The organism is Stenotrophomonas maltophilia group sp. msm1 (assembly GCF_032025805.1).
Lineage (GTDB): Bacteria > Pseudomonadota > Gammaproteobacteria > Xanthomonadales > Xanthomonadaceae > Stenotrophomonas > Stenotrophomonas hibiscicola.
The window spans coordinates 318,797-335,336 of record NZ_JAVSKH010000004.1 but is presented as its reverse complement, the minus strand read 5'-3'; the positions used below and the strand labels follow the sequence as shown (position 1 = coordinate 335,336).

The following is a 16,540-nucleotide window of genomic DNA, read 5'->3' as shown; positions in this document are numbered from 1 at the left end:
TCCCTGAAGAATTCAGGTTGCGATGGCGCCCGCCCCGTCCCACCGCCGCGGCAGCACGGCCTCGAACACGACCTGGCCTGCCTCGTTGCGCGCCCCGATCCGGCCGCCGTGCGCGCGCACGAACTGATCCACGATGTACAGGCCCAGCCCCAGTCCCTTGCTCTGGTGGAAACTGGCCTTGAACGGCTCGAACAAGCGCGGCAACAGCGCGTCATCGATATGGCCGGCATTGCTCACCCGCAGCACCACCGCGCGGGCATCGTTGCCATCCAGCTGCACGTGTGCCTCGCTGCCATGCGTCAACGCATTGCCCACCAGGTTTGCTGCGATCTGGCCCAGGCGGTCCATGTCGCCCTGCAGGCGCGTGTCGCCGACGGCGTCGAAATGAATGCGCTCCTGACCGTGGGCACTGCCCGCTTCGGCGATCACCGCACGGGTGACCTCACGCAGGTCGCAGGCGGTAGCCTGCAGCCGCAGGCCACCACTGCGGATCCGCGAAAAGTCCAGCAACTGCTCGACCATCCGCGCCATGCGCAGGGTACTGGCCTCCAGATGCGCCAGTGTCTGCTGCGCGCTGCTGTTGTTCGCCGGAAGCTCCAGCGCCAGCTTGTCGGCACACAACAGGATCGCCGACAGCGGCGTGCGCAGGTCGTGGGTCAACACGGCGGCCATCGTCTCGTTGAGCTTCAGCGCCCGCTCGAGCGCCTCGTTGCGGGCCTTCAGCAGCTGGCGCTGCTGGTACAGCTCGATGAAGACGTTGACCTTGCTCAGGATCACCTGTGGTGCCACCGGCTTGTGCAGGAAATCCACCGCACCGGTTTCGTAGCCCTTGAACGCACGCAGCGGATCGTCCGGCGAGGCGGTCAGGAAGATGATCGGCACCGTGCGGCTGCGATGCGAGCCGCGCATCAGTTCGGCCAGGGTGAAGCCATCGATCTCGGGCATGTGCACATCGAGCAACGCCAGCGCCACCTCGTGCTCCAGCAGCAGCTCCAGCGCCTCCGCGCCCGAACCGGCCAGCAGCAGGTTCACGCCCTCGCGCTGCAACAGCGCCTGCATGGCCACCAGATTCTGCGGCACGTCGTCGACGATCAGCAGGTTGACCGGGGACTGCGACTGCGCAGGGTCCGGCGGCAACAGGTTCATGCAAACAGCTCCTTCAGGCGACGACACATCAGTTCAAGGGGCAGCACGGCATCGGCACCAGCGTGCTGCAGGGCGGAGGCCGGCATCATCGATGCCTCGGCCTCCTCGGGACATTGCAGCCAGGCTCGACCACCGGCGCCGCGCACTGCGGCCACCCCTTCACTGCCATCGCTGCTGGCGCCGGTCAGCAGCAGGGCCAGCACTTGGTCGCCGAATACGGCCGCTGCCGATTCGAACAGCGGATCGATGGCCGGGCGCGAGAACAGCACCGGCGCGTCCACCGACAGCGCCAGCGAGCCGGCGTCTTCCACCAGCAGGTGGTAATCCGGCGGCGCGAAGGTCACCGTGCCACGCAGCAACGGCTGCTTGTCTTCGGCCTCGCGCACCGGCAGCGCGCAGTACGGTGCCAGCACTTCGGCGATGCGGCTGCTGCGATCGCGTGGCAGGTGCAGCACCGCCAGCACCGGCACCGGCAGCGTCGCGGGCAGCGCGCCGAGCACCGCCTGCAGGGCCGCGACGCCACCGGCCGAAGCCCCGATCACCAGTACGGCCGGGGGTGTCGGCGTGGCCATCAGGCCACCTTCCGGTACAGGCGATGCTCGCGCGAACAGACCTCGAACGCATCGTGGTGGCACCCGAACTGCAGCGACTCCTTGCTGCCCAGGCCCAGGAAGCCGCGGTGCACCAGCGCTTCACGGAACAGGCCCACCGCGCGGTCCTGCAGGTCGCGGTTGAAATAGATCAGCACGTTGCGGCACGACACCAGGTGTACTTCGGAGAACACCGTGTCGGTGGCCAGGCTGTGGTCGGCAAACACCACGTTGCGGCGCAGCTGCCGGTCGAACACCGCGCCATCGTAAGCCGTGGCGTAGTAATCGGACAGCGACGCGGCGCCACCGGCCGCCAGATAGTTGCGGCTGAACTGCGCCATCCGGTCGATGCCATAGGCCCCGGCTTCCGCGGTGGCCAGCGCCGCTGGATTGATGTCGGTGGCGTAGACGATGCTGCGCTCGAGCAGGCCTTCCTCGTGCAACAGGATCGCCAGCGACCAGACTTCTTCGCCCGTGCTGCAACCGGCCACCCACAGCTTCACCGACGGATAGGTGCGCAGTACCGGCACTACCTGCTCGCGCAGCTCACGGAAATAGGCCGGGTCACGGAACATCTCCGAGACCTGCACGGTGAAGAACTGCATCGCCTGCGCGAACAGGTCCGGCTCGTGCAGCAGGCGGTGCTGCAGATCGGCCAGCCGCCCGCACTCATAACGCTGCATGGCCTGGCGGATCCGTCGGCGCAGCGACGACACCGCGTAACTGCGGAAATCGTAGTGGTAGCGCTGGTACAACGCTTCCAGCAGCACCTTCAGCTCCAGGTCGAACAGGGCCTGCTCGTTCATTGCCGCGAGCACCAGACCCGGCACAGCGATACCAGCTTGTCGACGTCGATGGGCTTGGCGATGTAGTCGTTGGCACCGGCCTGCAGGCAGCGCTCACGATCGTCCGGCATGGCCTTGGCGGTCAGCGCGATGATCGGCAGGTCCTGCAGGTGGCGTTGCGCGCGGATCTCGCGCATTGCGGCCAGCCCATCCTTCTCCGGCATCATGATGTCCATCAGCACCAGGTCGACCTCGCGCTCGGCCAGGCGATCCACCGCTTCCTGGCCATTGCGCGCGATCTCCAGGGTCACGCCCAGCGGTTCAAGCACACTGGACAGTGCGAAGATGTTGCGCACGTCGTCCTCGGCCAGCAGCACCGTCCGACCGTCGAGCACAGTATCGCGACGGCGCGCCTCGCGCAGCAGGCGCTGCTGGTCGGTTGGCAGGCTGGCCTCCACGCTGTGCAGGAACAGGGTCACCTCGTCCAGCAGGCGCTCGGGCGAACGTGCGCCCTTGATGATGATGCTCTTGGAATAGCGACGCAGGCGCTGCTCTTCCTCGCGGCTGAGCGCGCGACCGGTGTAGACGATCACCGGCGGGAAACCGACATCGTCGTTGCCGGCCATGTGCTCGAGCAGGTCGTAGCCACTGCCGTCGGGCAGCGACAGGTCCATGACCATGCAGTCGAACGTGACCGTGCTGAGCTGTTCCAGTGCGCCGGCCAAGGTGCCCACCGCGACGATCTGCAGCTGGTCGCGGCCCAGCAACAGTTCCAGGTTGCGGCGCAGCTCGCTGTCGTCCTCGACGATCAGCAGCCGCCGCATGTCGCGTTGGCTGGTCTGTTCCAGCTGCTCGATGGCCGTCACCAGCCGCTCGCGCGTGGTCGGCTTGATCGCAAACCCGATCGCGCCCAGCTCGCGCGCCACCTGGCTGCGATCCGTGGCCGAGACCACATGCACCGGGATATGGCGGGTATCCGGGTTGCGCTTCAGGCGCTCCAGCACGCTCAGCCCCGACACGTCCGGCAGGCCGATATCGAGCAGGATGCCATTCGGGCGCAGTTCGCTGGCCAGGGCCAGCGCCTCTTCCGCCGTGCCCGCCACCACACAGTCGAAGTCCAGTTCATGGGCCAGCGCCACCAGCGCTTCGGCGAACGTGGCATCGTCCTCCACCGCCAGGATCAGGCGACCGGCGCGCTGCCGGCGACCACGGTCGTCGGCCACGCCGGCCGTCGCAGTGACCGGCGCTGCCGCGCCCGCAACGCGCACGGGCGCGGCTGGCAGCACGGCCGGTGCCGCCGGCGGCGCTGCCAAGGGACCCTCGGCAGCGTCAGCCGCGCTCGCGGCGGGCGCACCCTGCAACGGCAGCTCCAGGATGAAGCAGCTGCCGCGTCCGGGCTCACTGTCGACCTGGATGCCACCGCCCATGCGCTCGGCCAGATCGCGCGAGATCGACAGGCCCAGCCCGGTACCGCCGTAGCGACGGCGGGTGCTGCCGTCGGCCTGGCGGAAGGCTTCAAAGATGACGTCCAGCTGCTCGCGGGCAATGCCGATGCCGGTGTCGCAGACCTCGAACCGGATGCGGCCGTTGCCGCCGGCACGCACGTGCAGGCTGACCTTTCCATGCTCGGTGAACTTCACTGCGTTGGCCAGCAGGTTCTTCAGGATCTGCTGCAGCCGCTGGCTGTCGACCACCAGCTGGGTCGGTGCCAGCGCGTCGGCTTCGATCTGCAACGCCAGGCCCTTCTGCCGCGCCATCGGTTCGAAGGTCTCGCGCAGGCGCTGCAGCGCGCTCTCGACCACCACCACTTCATCGGACAGTTCGACGTGGCCGGCCTCGATGCGCGACAGGTCCAGGATGTCGTTGATCAGCGCCAGCAGGTCGTTGTTGGACGAGAGGATCGCACGCGCGTACTTCACCTGCTCCTCGGTGAGCGTGCCATCCTTGTTGTCGGCCAGCAGCTTGGCCAGGATCAGCGAGCTGTTCAGCGGCGTGCGCAGCTCATGCGACATGTTGGCCAGGAACTCGGACTTGTAGCGCGAGGTCGCGGCCAGCTCGTTGCTGTTGCGCACCAGCTGGCTCTGCGCCACCAGCAGCGCCTGCTTCTGCGCCTCCAGCTCGTGGGTGCGCTCTTCCAGCTGCACGTTGCTCTGTTCCAGCTCGGCCTGCTGTTCTTCCAGGTGGCTCTGCGACTGCAGCAGGCTGCGGCTCTGCTCTTCCAGTTCTTCGTTGGCCACGCGCAGCTCTTCCTGCTGGGCCTGCAGCTCTTCACCCTGGCGCTGCGACTCTTCCAGCAGCACCACCAGCTGCGCACGCAGCAGCGATGCGCGCAGCGCCATGCCGACGGTCTCCGCACAGCGCTCCAGAAGTTCGCGATCCAGATCACGCAGTTCGCCCACCTTGGCGCGACCCAGCTCGATGACCCCGACCACCGCGCCATCGCTGCTGATCGGCGCCAGGATGCGCTCGCGCACCGGCAACCGGCCGAGGCTGGTCTGCAGTTCAAGCACGGCGGCATCATCGCCGTGCAGGTGGCGGATGCGTTCATCACGGGCGACCTGCCCGGCCAGCCCTTCGTGAAGGGCCAGCGACGCTGGCGTTCCCGCAGGCAAGGCGATGCCACCGGTCAGCTGCAACCGCCCGCCTTCCAGTCGGTAGACCGCACCTACCTCCGCGCCGAGCTGCGCGGCCAGGCTTGTCGCTGCAGCCTCGGCGATCTGTTCCGGCCCCAGGTCACCGCGAAGGCTCATCGCCACCGCGTTCTCGGCTTCCTGCAGCCAGAGCGAGCGCATTGCCTGGCGCCGGGCCTGGATCGCGCGCGAGACGATCAGTGCGATCATCAGGAAGGCACAGCCGCCAATGGTCCGGTTGACGAAGGAGAACGCCGAGTTGGAACTGGCGGGCGCGACGTTGAAGCCGATGACCAGCAGGAGGCAGGACAGCAGGGCCACCACGAACGGCGCCCGCGCGCTGCGCTGGAACACCGTGACGCCAACAGCCAGGAAGTAGGCCAGCCATACGGCATAGCCGAGCGGGACGACCAGTTCCAACGCGATGGTCGCGGCCAGCAGCACAGCGGACGTCATCCAGATCCAGCGGTCACGCGTAGTCGCACCAGGACGCATGCAGGTCGGTTCCAGAAGGCAAAGGGTGGAAGATGGTACTCCGTGTCGCATTCAGCCGCACAGGACAAATGGCACGTGTCAGGTGTGCACGCATCCTTCACACTTGAATGCCTAGCTTCACGTCCCTCACAGGGGTAACACTTATTTACACGTGGACGCAGCTGCCTCTACGACGTCCGTGCTGACGGACCCTTCCCGACAACTGCGACTGCTGATCGACAGCGTGCGCGATCATGCGCTGTACCTGCTTGATCCTGAAGGCATCGTCTGCAGCTGGAACCCCGGCGCCGAACGCATCAAAGGCTATTCAGCCGACGAAGTGGTGGGAACCCACTTCAGCCGCTTCTATCTGGCCGCCGACCGCGAGGCCGGCGAACCGCAGCGCCTGCTCCGCGTCGCAGCGCAACAAGGGCATGTCGCCAGCGAGGGCTGGCGGGTACGCCGTGATGGCTCGTCGTTCCGCGCCAGCGTGGTCATCGAGCCGGTCGTCGAAGCGGGCGAACTGCTCGGCTTCGTCAAGATCACCCGTGACATCACCGAGCAGTGGCAGGCGCAACGGCTGCTGCGTGATGCCCAGCGTGCGCTGCGCAATACCCAGCAGTTCGAAACGGTCGGCCGGCTCAGCCGCGGCCTGTCGCACGAGTTCAACAACCTGCTGACCACCATCGGCAACGCGCTGGACCTGCTGTCGCTGCGCGTCAGCGGTGACGATGCACGCGCCGCCGAGCTGCTGGATGCCGCGCAGGCGGCCACTGACCGTGGCGCGCTGCTGACCCGCCAGCTGCTGGCCTTCAGCACCGGCCAGACCCTGATCCGCGAACCGGTGGACATCAATACGCTGGTGCGGCAGTGGCTGCCGGACCTGCAACGCGCCTGCCCGCCCACGGTGACGCTGGATGCCCATCTCACCCCCGGCCTACCGCAGGTGAGCACCGATGCGATGCAATTGCAGACCGCCCTGGCAAACCTGGTGGCCAATGCCGTGGAGGCCACCGCCGATGGCGGCCGCATCCTGATCGGCACCGCACTGGAACATCGCCTCGACCCGGATGCGGACACCACGCTGCAACGCGGCTATGTCACCCTCAGCGTCTGCGACGAAGGCCACGGCATGGCCGCCGACATCGCCGAGCGGGCCAGCGAGCCCTTCTTCACCACCAAGGACATCGGCAAGGGCAGCGGCCTGGGCCTGAGCCAGGTGTTCGGATTCACTACCCAGAGCGGCGGCTTCGTCGATGTGTCCACCACCCCCGGTGTCGGCACCACGGTCAGCCTGCTACTCCCCGCAACAGAGGATGCAACCGATGACCGATGAACCGATCCGCGTACTGATGGTGGAGGACCAGAACGATCTGCGCGAGATGATCGGCATGGCCCTGCGCGATTTCGGCATCGAGGTATCCACCACCGCCGACGGCCATGAAGCCGCCGCGTTGCTGAAAGGCGACGCACGCTTCGACGTGGTGTTCAGCGATGTCAGCATGCCCAACGGCATGTCCGGTATCGAGCTGAGCGAGCATGTGGCGCGCGAACAGCCGCAGGCGCGGATGATCCTCTCATCCGGATATGCGCGCTCGCAGCTGCCGCCACTGCCCGATCAGGTGGAATTCCTGCCCAAGCCATATCGTTTGCGCCAGCTGGTGGAGCTGCTGAAGCAGGCGTAAGCCACGGCGCCCCGGCCGGGCGCCCCTACGGTCAACCTTTCATCGCCCCCCGCTGGAACGACGCCAGCAGCGTAGAGGCTGCCGCCGCCGGCGCCAGCCGACCGCGTGCCAGTGACCAGGTAATGCCGTAGAAGCAGGTCCAGTAGAAATCGGCCAGCCACACCGCACTGAACTCGACGTTGAACACGCCGGCCTTCTGGCCGCGCAGGAAAAAGGCCTCGAAACGCTCGCCGATCGGCGCCCAGCGCTCGGGCAGCAGGTGCAGGTCCCCCTGTCGCTGCTGCTCTTCCATCATCCGCGCGAACAGCAGCGTCACCAGTTCCCAGTCCGCCAACAGCGTGGCGGTGACCTGCTCCAGAACGTGACGTGCATCACCGCGCTCATCGAACCAGACCGCCGCCGCTTCCAGACGCTCGAAACCGGCTGCGAACAGGGCCACGTCGATCGCCTCCCGGGTCGGCGCAAACCGGTACAGGGTCGCGCGGCTGATGCCCGCCCCGCGCGCGAGTTCGCTGAGGGTGCAGCGCGGATGGCTGACCAGAGTGGCTGCCAAGGCGTGGTGCAGGTCGCGGCGGGTGCGTGCTGCGGCAGGTCGCATGAAAGCACTGAGGCGTGGGCTCGCCCTCACGTTAGCATGAATCATAAATTAATAAACTGAGTCAAATATGATTCACCCGAATCAAGGATGCGCTACAACGGTGATGTGTGCACCCGGGTCGGTGCACGGCAGGGAACGCGTCACAGGCATCGAAGGAGCCAACGCCATGCTGCATCCACTACGTGATATCGCCGTGCTGTTCGACGCCGGCGACACCGGGCACCGCGTTCTCAACATCGCCGCCCTTCTGGCGCAGGCGCAGCAGGCGCATCTGGTCGCAGTCTCCACGGCCCTGCATCCCACCGACATCGCCAACCGCTTCGAGCGCGGCGCCGGCATCGCCGCCGCGCTCGACCATGAGGCGCGCGCGGATGCCGCCTGCACCGCACAGCTGATGCAGAACCTGCGAGCCGTGTCCGAGCCGCTGCAGATCAGCACCGAACTGCGCATCGTCTCGGACTATCTGGGCGGCGCCGACCTGGCCCTGCAGTCGCTGTACTGCGACCTGATCATCGCCGGCTATCCGCGTACTCCCGGCGCCCCTTCTGGCTGGCACCCGCTGGGCACCCTGCGCCAGACCGGCGTGCCGATGCTGCTGGTGCCGCCGCACTGGCAAGGCGATCAGATCGGCCATCGCATTGTGGTGGCCTGGAATGCCAGCAAGCAGGCACGTCGCGCGGTGGCCGATGCGCTGCCCCTGCTCGCACGTGCACACGCGGTGCACCTACTGATGGTGGACACGCCCTAGGCCGAGGCCACACCCGGCGCAAAGATGGCCCAGCATCTATCGCGGCATGGCGTTGAAGTGGAGATCCAGACGATCAGTTCGAGCCAGGGCGGCGTTGCCGCAACCATCCGCCAGCACGTACTCGATGCCGACGCAGACCTGCTGGTGCTGGGCCCTTACAGCCGCAGCCGGGTGGTCGAGCGCGTGCTCGGCGGAGTCACCGAGGATCTGCTCGCCGAAGTACCGGCGCCGCTGTTCGTATCACATTAGTGCCGCCCTGCCCCGACCGGCGGTAGCCGGTCAGCGATTGACCGGTATGCCGCCGGAAGTAGCGACACAGGTAGGACGCATCCTCGAAACACAGGCGCTCGGCGATGCGACCGATCGGCAATTCGCTGTAGGTGAGCAGTGCCTTGATCTCCAGCACCACCTGACGGTCGATCAATGCCTTCGGCGTCTCGTCGAAGCACTCGCGGGTCAGCTGCGAAAGATAGAACGGGGTGATGCACAGCGCCTCGGCGTAGGACTGCACGTCACGCTGGCGCGTGCTGCGCTGCCCGACCAGCTCCCAGAAGCTCCAGGCCAGGCGCTCGCGCTGGCTGACCTGCGCGGGCGCCCGCTTCTGCTTCGGCAGCAACGTGGCCATCTTCAGGAAGAAACTCTGCAGTAGATTGCGCAGCATCACGTGGCGATGCCGTCCACCGTTGTGCTGCGCGTCCATCATCAGCTGCAACCATCCCTGCAGCAACGGCACATCCAACGGTGACGGCCGGCAGTGCGGCTGTTCGTGCAGGAACTGGAACAGCGCATTGGGCAACACATAGGCCACCTCCGATGCCAGCGCTTTGGGCATCAGGCAGACCATCGCCAGGAAGCCGCGCGAGCGATGCCGCAGCAGCGCCAGCGTGTCCTCTGCCAGCACCAGCACATCATGACGCTGCACCGCCACTTCGCGGAAATTCAGTGCAAAGCGCGCGCACCCCGAGACGCATACCAGTACAACCAGATAGGCGGGACCGAACGACAAGGGGACGCCCTGTCCTTCGGCCAGCGTACTGACCTCCAGCCGCATGGATTCGTCCTGGTCCAGAAGCTGGGGTACGCGGTCCATGGGCCGATCCGGCGGTATTCCGGACCCCAGCATACCCGGGCTCGACCATCAGTTGTGAAAAGTACCGAAACCATCAAGGTCCCGCTCTGGGCCGGTCGCGCTTGGCGACTTAGCCTGTGCACTCTCTTTGTCTCCTTGGAATCGACATGCAGCTGCACACCGAACGCTTGATCCTTCGCCCCTGGCGAGACACCGACGCCGCCGATCTGTACGAGTACGCCCGCGACCCGCGCGTGGGTCCGATCGCCGGTTGGCCGGTGCACACCAGCGTCGAGGAAAGTACCGAAATCATCCGCACCGTCTTCAACCAGCCGGAGGTCTACGCTCTGCAGAACCGCGGAGACGGCCGCGCCATCGGCTGTGTCGGCATCCTGATCGGCGCTGACAGCAACTTCGAGATCAGCGACCGCGAAGGCGAGATCGCCTACTGGATCGGCGTTCCGTACTGGGGCCGCGGACTGGTGCCCGAAGCGGTGCGCGAAGTGATGCGGCACGCGTTCATGGACCTGGAGCTGGACGCACTGTGGTGCGGCTACTTCGCCGATAACCTGCAGTCACTGGCCGCGCAGAGCAAATGCGGTTTCCAGCATCACCATACCGAAGTGAACAAGTTCAACAGCTTCCTCGGTGACTACCGCACCGAGCACATCAGCCGCATCACCCGCGAGCAATGGTGTGCCCTGCAGGCCGCCTCGCCGGCCTGAGCAGAGTTCAGGCCAACGTGCGCCGCATGAACAGAAGTTCTGGCGTCGACGACGCTTCGACCTGCTGGAAACCGAGATCGCGGTACAGCGCCACGGCGGCCGTGTTGTCACGATAGACACGCAGGGTGAGGCGTTGGATACCGTCTTCGCGCAGCACTTGCGCACTCAAGGACTGCATGAGCAGCCGGCCAAGGCCGCGCCCGCGTGCCAGTGGCGAAACAATGATACGGCCCAGGTGCGCGGTGCCGGCGTCGGTCATCCAGTACTGGCCAAAGCCAAGGCACTGGCCCTGCTCGTCCAGCAGCGCCCAGCCCGGCCGCGACCCGAGTTCGAGCACCTGCGCGAATCGTTCCGGCGGCAAGGGAAACGGCACGCCTGGGCCCGCCCAGCGCTGGGTGGCCGCGACGGAATCAAGCCAGCCGACGATGGTGGCGTAGTGCGAAGGCTGGACAGCCCAAAGGTTCGGTTCCATGACGCTCATGGTGCGCCATTTGCACTGGGCAGACACGCTGCACGACGGCACTTGAGTTTTGTCATAGGACAACAAACAATGCCAGGCGTCCAACCCATTCCCCTCTCGGGAGGTCCAATGTTCAAAGGCCTCAGCGCGTTTCCACTTACCCCGCTCTCTGAAGCCGGCATCGACTATCGTGCGTTTACCGGCCTGGTCGAGCGCCTGGCCGATTCCGGTGTTGATTCGATGGGCGTCCTTGGCTCCACCGGCAGCTATGCCTATCTGCAGACACATGAACGCAAGCGCGTGTTGCACGAAGCCCTGGCACACGCTGGCCGCGTACCGGTCATCGCCGGTATCGGTGCATTACGCACCCGGGATGTGCTGGAGCTGGCCCTGGATGCCGAAGATGCCGGTGTAGCGGGTCTGCTACTCGCGCCCTTGTCCTACCAGCCCCTGAAGGACCATGAGGTGTATGGTCTGTTTGAAACCGTCTGTGCGGCGGTGCGTACACCCATCTGCGTCTACGACAATCCGGGCACCACGCACTTCCGCTTCTCCGATGCCTTGCATGGCCGGATCGCCGCGCTGCCCAACATCGCTTCAATCAAGATTCCGCGCCTCGCTGATGATCCGCTTGAGGCTGCCACACGTGTCGCGGCACTGCGCGCCAGTGTCCCTTCGCATGTGACGCTGGGCGTCAGTGGCGACGCCTCTGCGGTGCGTGGTCTGCTGGCGGGATGTGATGGCTGGTACTCGGTGACAGCAGGGCTGTTCCCGGATGTTGCGCTGCAGATCGTGCGGGCCGCGGGAAACGGCGATGAGGAGGGTGCGATTGCCCTGTCCGCACGACTGGCGCCGCTTTGGGCGCTGTATGACCGCTTTGGCGGGATTCGCGTCATGGCCTGCGCGGCGGCCCTGCTGGGGTTGTGCGGCGAGGACTGCCTGCCGCTGCCGTTGCAGGGGCTGCGGGGTGGTGAGCGCGAGGAGGTGGCGGCGGTGCTGGGTGGGTTGGGGTTGTTGTCCAACAGCTAGTCAAATCCCCCCCCCGGTGGCAGACGTCCCAAACTGACCCAAGCACTGACGAAATCGCCGCTGCCAGCCCCGGAATAACCTTCAGTCCACTCGTTCAGTCCACTCGTTCAGGCCTAAGCAAATTGCGCCATCTGGCACAAAGGAATTCGCTCACTACCTGTATTTTTTCGAGGACACTTCTACGCGACAGCATCGCAGGAAGTTCAATACATCGATAACTGACAACGCAAGCGATGAGCAGTGGAAGCAACAAAGCTGCAGTCAAAGCCCAGTGCGAGGCGGGCGAGAGATCTGCAAAGGCAGCTGCACCTAAGCTCTTGTAGGCAAGAAAGAGTACAAATCCGTGCAGGAGATAGATGCCATAGGACAGCTCGCCCAAAATGGCTGAAACCCGAAGTGTAAGCAATCCGAACAAGGTGTTACCGCACGCAATCGCCGCAAAGAAAACCGACCACAAGACGACCGCCACTGGATGCCGGGCTGAATCGAAGCAGGCAACCGACAGGATCATGCACGAAACCGCCAGAATCGAGCCCCACTTCCCACGAAGAAAGCTCACAACGGCCATTCGAGTTGTTGCGTAGTAAGCGGCGACACCACCGACAAAGGGCAACATCAGCACCCAGCTCAAGCGGACAGCCGCATACGCCAGACCAAGTGCCGACAGCAGCAGCAATCCGCGCTGGACACGCTGACGCATGAAATACGCCAACAGTGGCAATACTGAATACCAAACCCACTCATACGGAAGCGACCAAACGACTCCGGCCATGATGTAGCGGGTCCCAATAACACCATTGATATCCGGCGCCCCGAGAACAGTGAACGAGAACCACTGGATCACCCCCATCCCAAACCGGAACAATGGGTCGACGAGGTGGAAGTCACTCTCGATCAAGACCAGAAGCAGCAGCAGCACAACGCAGATCGCGTAGAGCGGCAACATACGCAGGACCCTGCCGACGTAGAGCCTCGTCCAATCAGTGGCTCCACCGGCAATTTGCCGATAGAAGAGAAAGGCGGAAATCATGAAAAAGAGAGCAACTGCGGCCTCGCCAAGTTGCGCGTACAAGGCGGAGGCGGGAGCCTTCCACTCCCCACTCCTCGCATAGACATACCAGATGGATGAGTGGTGGACGAACACACTTAGGGCGAGCAACCCCCTGAGACCATCGATCGAAGCAGCGCGCCCCTTGGAGTCCGGTAACGGTACGAACCTCCCCAATGGCAAAGCACACAGCAGTGCGAGCAGGGCAATTCCAGCCGGCACGAAAGGCGAATAAAGATCGATCGACACCAAGCCACCTGGAAGTAAACAAAACAGCAGCGCGGGCCAGAACAAGTGCCCTCGAAGATTCAGACCCCACGACAAACGCATGGAAGCACTGGCGCCCAATGCACTGCCATCCTATCCCACCTTCTGGAGGACAAACTCACCCCAGACCCCCAGCCTGGATGGTGACCCCGGCCCGATTCGAACGGGCGACCTTCCCCTTAGGAGGGGGACGCTCTATCCAGCTGAGCTACGGGGCCATTGGCAGTGGACTAGGATACCGCGTCTGGCTGAATGGACCAACCCGCCCAGCGCCGCCAATGCAGTCGGTCCCGTTATCCTTTGCGACTTCCCCCCGCTCCAGCAGCACTGTCGCCACATGATGATTGTCTGGGAGGGCCTGTCCGCAATCGGCGACAGCCGTGCCCTTCTACCTTTGGTTGCCGTACTGGTGGTGTTCCTGCCAGCCATGCATCGCCCCCTGCTGAGGCGTTGGACATTGGCCATCGCTGCCGTGGCCGGGGCGACCCTGGCCAGCAAGATCGCATTCATGGGCTGGGGCCTGGGCGTGGAGCCGCTGGACTTCACCGGCATTTCCGGTCATGCCGCCATGTCCAGCGCGGTATACCCGGTCGCGCTGTGGCTGCTGGCATCCGGCCGCAGCCAGCGGGCCTGGAACTGGGCCCTGGCGGGCATGATGCTTGCAGTGGCGATCGCCGTCTCGCGTCTCCCACTGAAGGCTCATTCCCTGTCCGAGATTCTCAGCGGACTTGGCCTCGGCATCGTCGCGTCCATTTGGGTTCTGCGCCGATCGCAGGCACTGGGGCGGACCTTGGCCGTGCGTATCCGCACCGTGGTCCTGGCCATCGTGGCCGCGATTGGCCTGCCGTTTCTACTGGCAGACCTGCACACGCATGATCTTGTGAAAGCCGCTGCAAAGGCTCTGTCAGGTCGTGAGCGCGCATTGGATCGTCACGACCTGCGCAACCATGCATCGCCGACCGGTCAGCATTACTGACATGAAATGTAACAAGCCTTGACAGTCAACGTTCAGCAACCGAACATGGTGCAGGAATTTTCCCTGACGGAGCAGGCCTCCCATGTTCAAGAAGACGATCGCAGTTGTGGCCCTGGCGGCCTTTTCCGCCTCCCCGATGATGAGTTTCGCGCAGGAAGCGCAGGCCGTTGCTGGCGCGCAGTCTTCCGCGGAAGCAGGTGCGGCTGAAGTTGCCGGTGCTGAAGCGGCGGGCGTATCGGCCGCTTCCGTGGTGGGCACCACCGTGATTGCAGTGGCAGCGGCGGCCGTGGCCTACAGCGTCGGCGGCGACAGCACCAGCGGCAGCAATGATGGCGGCGGCGGCACCGATCCCGGCGGCCCGGGCCCGGGCGGCCCCGGCACCGGCGGTACGGGCGGTACGGGCGGCACCGGCGGTACGGGTGGCACCGGCGGCTAATCGAAGCTCCGTGTAGCACACAAGCCCTCGCCGGGCGCGACCCGGCGGGGGTTTTTTATGCCCGCCAGAATCTCATTATATGAAAAAGACAAACCTTCACCTTCTTGCCGCTGCACTTGCCGCGCTGACACTGTCCAGCTGCGCGCTTGCACCGGGCCAGCATCTGCGCCGCAGCGACGTGGCCATTGATCGCCACAGCGGCGACGGCCAGCTCGATATCGTCACCATCACTCCGAAGCTGATCGCTCAGGAAAATGCCGCCCGTGCGCAGAAGTCGCTGCCGGCTGCGCTGTTCGACTACCAGCCCGGACCCTACAAGGTTGGTGCTGGCGACATCCTGTATGTCACAGTCTGGGACCATCCGGAACTGACCGTTCCGGCGGGCCCTCAGCAGCAGGGCTCGCTGGCAGGACGACTTGTGCAGAGTGATGGCACAATGTTCTACCCGTACATCGGCAAGGTCGTTGCGACTGGCAAAACACCGATGGAGCTCCGCGAGGAGATCAGCAATCGCTTGGCCAAGTACGTGGAATCGCCACAGGTAGACGTGTCAGTGCTCACCTACGGCAGTCAGCGCGTATGGGTAACGGGCGCTGCGCAGCGATCCTCGCCGATCGCGCTCAGCACTTCGCCCCTGACCCTGGCGGACGCCATCAGCCAGGCCGGCCTGGACAACCTGCAGGCCGACCTGTCGGGCATACAGCTCAGTCGCGAAGGCACGACCTACACCATCAACCTGGAAACCCTGGCCCGCGCGTTTGGCGGCCGCCAGCTGCTCCTGAAGGATGGTGACTCGATCTTCGTGCCCTATCTTGATCGCAAGGAAATCTTCGTGGTCGGCGAGGTAAATCAGCCGGGCGCGTACAGCTTCCGCACAGGCGACGTGTCGCTGAACCAAGCGCTGGGCCGGGCACGAGGCATCCTGCAGCAGACCGCAAACGGCAACGCTGTCTACGTCATCCGCGGCAGCTCTGACCTGCAGCAGGAGCCCTCCATGGTCTACCAGTTGGAAGCACGTTCGCCGACCGCGTTCGCTGCCGGCAGCCAGTTCCACCTGGAGCCAGGCGACGTTGTGTTCGTCGGTGCCGCCGGCGTGAGCCGCTGGAACCGCTTCGTGAATCAGCTGTTGCCCTTCACCAATATCCTGTACAACGCGGCACGTACCGGAACCGAAGTCAGGGACAACTGATATGGCCCGCAAGGATGCGGCCAGCCACCGTTCGGCGCAGCGTGCGCCCGGCGCGCTGCTGTCGGCCACTGTCGGCGCCCTACTGTTGGCAGGCTGCACCACTGGTAGCCGCTCCACGGTTGATACCTTCCGCCTGATAACTCATCGCCCGGCACAGGCGACCGTCGAAAGCGTGGCCAGCAACCGCTTCCCGCAGATGCAGGTGGAGACACCTGACATCGAGGCTGTCGCGGTGCTGGGCTACATCGATGGAGGCCGCCAGCAGTGGTATGCCGGCACGTACGCGGTGTTCGAGATGGACCGCAATGGCTTGCTGCTGGGCGGTAGCGGCCTGGGTCAGGACTGGCATGCGCGCATCGAAGGCCCCTCCCCCTTCGACAACCTTCTTGCCGTGACCACACCCGTGACGTTGCAGCGCCGCTATGACTGGGTGCCTGCTTACCAGGTCAACGTGGCCGTGACCGGCACCCTGAGCAAGGGAGCACTGGAGCAGGTAGAGATCCTGGGAACGCGGCGCACCCTGCAACGATTCGAGGAGCAACTCCAGGGCGGCGGCATGCACGGCCGCAACATCTACTGGGCCGATCCGACCACGGGCTTCATCTGGAAGAGCCGCCAGCACCTGGACCCGGGCCGCGTTGCAGAGCTGATCCAGCTCAAACCCTATCGCCCGGCCAAGGATTGA

18 protein-coding genes and 1 tRNA gene are annotated in these 16,540 nt (G+C 65.0%); 10 read left to right on the top strand and 9 right to left on the bottom strand.

The window, feature by feature from the left end; genetic code table 11:
• Positions 1-12 precede the first annotated feature (12 nt).
• The 4 genes from ROV95_RS18725 to ROV95_RS18710 are packed head-to-tail and all read right to left on the bottom strand — an operon-like array spanning position 13 to position 5,646.
• Positions 13-1,146, bottom strand: coding sequence for a hybrid sensor histidine kinase/response regulator (locus ROV95_RS18725; protein WP_312545774.1), 1,134 nt, complete (start codon positions 1,144-1,146; stop codon positions 13-15).
• The gene (locus ROV95_RS18720; protein WP_019661397.1) at positions 1,143-1,718 is read right to left on the bottom strand and encodes a chemotaxis protein CheB; all 576 of its coding nucleotides are present in this window, start codon (positions 1,716-1,718) and stop codon (positions 1,143-1,145) included. The genes ROV95_RS18725 and ROV95_RS18720 overlap by 4 nt, the downstream gene beginning before the upstream one ends.
• Positions 1,718-2,542 carry a CheR family methyltransferase gene (locus ROV95_RS18715; protein ID WP_019661396.1) on the bottom strand — a complete coding sequence of 275 codons (825 nt, stop codon included), beginning with the start codon at positions 2,540-2,542 and terminating at the stop codon, positions 1,718-1,720. The genes ROV95_RS18720 and ROV95_RS18715 overlap by 1 nt, the downstream gene beginning before the upstream one ends.
• Positions 2,539-5,646: a response regulator gene (locus ROV95_RS18710; RefSeq protein ID WP_312545771.1), complete on the bottom strand. Its 3,108-nt coding sequence runs from the start codon at positions 5,644-5,646 to the stop codon at positions 2,539-2,541. The genes ROV95_RS18715 and ROV95_RS18710 overlap by 4 nt, the downstream gene beginning before the upstream one ends.
• Before the next feature lie 178 nt (positions 5,647-5,824).
• Here ROV95_RS18710 and ROV95_RS18705 point away from each other — a divergent pair, with 178 nt between their 5' ends.
• On the top strand, positions 5,825-6,961 hold the full coding sequence (locus ROV95_RS18705; RefSeq protein ID WP_019661394.1) for a PAS domain-containing sensor histidine kinase: 1,137 nt from the start codon (positions 5,825-5,827) through the stop codon (positions 6,959-6,961).
• Positions 6,951-7,310: a response regulator gene (locus tag ROV95_RS18700; protein WP_019661393.1), complete on the top strand. Its 360-nt coding sequence runs from the start codon at positions 6,951-6,953 to the stop codon at positions 7,308-7,310. Before ROV95_RS18705 ends, ROV95_RS18700 begins: the two co-directional genes overlap by 11 nt.
• Positions 7,311-7,341: 31 nt before the next feature.
• Here the strand turns inward: ROV95_RS18700 and ROV95_RS18695 are convergent, their stop codons facing one another.
• A complete protein-coding gene (locus ROV95_RS18695) occupies positions 7,342-7,908 on the bottom strand; it encodes a TetR/AcrR family transcriptional regulator (RefSeq protein ID WP_312545769.1) in 567 nt (188 codons plus the stop codon).
• 166 nt (positions 7,909-8,074) lie between these two features.
• On the opposite strand from ROV95_RS18695, the gene ROV95_RS18690 reads away from it, so the two are divergent.
• Positions 8,075-8,656 carry a universal stress protein gene (locus tag ROV95_RS18690; RefSeq protein ID WP_312545767.1) on the top strand — a complete coding sequence of 194 codons (582 nt, stop codon included), beginning with the start codon at positions 8,075-8,077 and terminating at the stop codon, positions 8,654-8,656.
• Between the two features lie 24 nt (positions 8,657-8,680).
• Positions 8,681-8,905 (top strand): universal stress protein, encoded by a 225-nt coding sequence (locus ROV95_RS18685; RefSeq protein ID WP_312545765.1) that lies wholly within the window; start codon positions 8,681-8,683, stop codon positions 8,903-8,905.
• Here ROV95_RS18685 and ROV95_RS18680 read toward each other — a convergent pair.
• The gene (locus ROV95_RS18680) at positions 8,853-9,746 is read right to left on the bottom strand and encodes a helix-turn-helix domain-containing protein (RefSeq protein ID WP_312545763.1); all 894 of its coding nucleotides are present in this window, start codon (positions 9,744-9,746) and stop codon (positions 8,853-8,855) included. The genes ROV95_RS18685 and ROV95_RS18680 overlap by 53 nt on opposite strands.
• A 146-nt stretch (positions 9,747-9,892) precedes the next feature.
• Here ROV95_RS18680 and ROV95_RS18675 point away from each other — a divergent pair, with 146 nt between their 5' ends.
• Positions 9,893-10,450 (top strand): GNAT family N-acetyltransferase, encoded by a 558-nt coding sequence (locus tag ROV95_RS18675; protein ID WP_312545762.1) that lies wholly within the window; start codon positions 9,893-9,895, stop codon positions 10,448-10,450.
• 7 nt (positions 10,451-10,457) lie between these two features.
• On the opposite strand, the gene ROV95_RS18670 is transcribed toward ROV95_RS18675, so the two are convergent.
• Positions 10,458-10,922 carry a GNAT family N-acetyltransferase gene (locus tag ROV95_RS18670; protein ID WP_312545760.1) on the bottom strand — a complete coding sequence of 155 codons (465 nt, stop codon included), beginning with the start codon at positions 10,920-10,922 and terminating at the stop codon, positions 10,458-10,460.
• Between the two features lie 117 nt (positions 10,923-11,039).
• Here ROV95_RS18670 and ROV95_RS18665 point away from each other — a divergent pair, with 117 nt between their 5' ends.
• Positions 11,040-11,939 carry a dihydrodipicolinate synthase family protein gene (locus ROV95_RS18665; RefSeq protein ID WP_312545827.1) on the top strand — a complete coding sequence of 300 codons (900 nt, stop codon included), beginning with the start codon at positions 11,040-11,042 and terminating at the stop codon, positions 11,937-11,939.
• A 94-nt stretch (positions 11,940-12,033) separates the two neighbouring features.
• On the opposite strand, the gene ROV95_RS18660 is transcribed toward ROV95_RS18665, so the two are convergent.
• Both ROV95_RS18660 and ROV95_RS18655 read right to left on the bottom strand, forming a co-directional pair.
• Positions 12,034-13,236 carry an acyltransferase gene (locus ROV95_RS18660; RefSeq protein ID WP_312545758.1) on the bottom strand — a complete coding sequence of 401 codons (1,203 nt, stop codon included), beginning with the start codon at positions 13,234-13,236 and terminating at the stop codon, positions 12,034-12,036.
• A gap of 159 nt (positions 13,237-13,395) precedes the next feature.
• A tRNA-Arg gene (locus tag ROV95_RS18655) sits at positions 13,396-13,472 on the bottom strand.
• Positions 13,473-13,591: 119 nt separating this feature from the next.
• Here ROV95_RS18655 and ROV95_RS18650 point away from each other — a divergent pair.
• From ROV95_RS18650 to ROV95_RS18635, 4 genes are all read left to right on the top strand, one after another.
• Positions 13,592-14,230, top strand: a complete 639-nt coding sequence (locus tag ROV95_RS18650) for a phosphatase PAP2 family protein (protein ID WP_312545756.1) — start codon at positions 13,592-13,594, stop codon at positions 14,228-14,230.
• Between the two features lie 82 nt (positions 14,231-14,312).
• Positions 14,313-14,666, top strand: a complete 354-nt coding sequence (locus tag ROV95_RS18645; protein WP_049483242.1) for a hypothetical protein — start codon at positions 14,313-14,315, stop codon at positions 14,664-14,666.
• Positions 14,667-14,745: 79 nt separating this feature from the next.
• Positions 14,746-15,855, top strand: coding sequence for a polysaccharide biosynthesis/export family protein (locus ROV95_RS18640; protein WP_049483241.1), 1,110 nt, complete (start codon positions 14,746-14,748; stop codon positions 15,853-15,855).
• Between the two features lies 1 nt (position 15,856).
• Entirely contained in the window at positions 15,857-16,540 is a 684-nt protein-coding gene (locus tag ROV95_RS18635) for a YjbF family lipoprotein (protein WP_312545751.1), read from the top strand.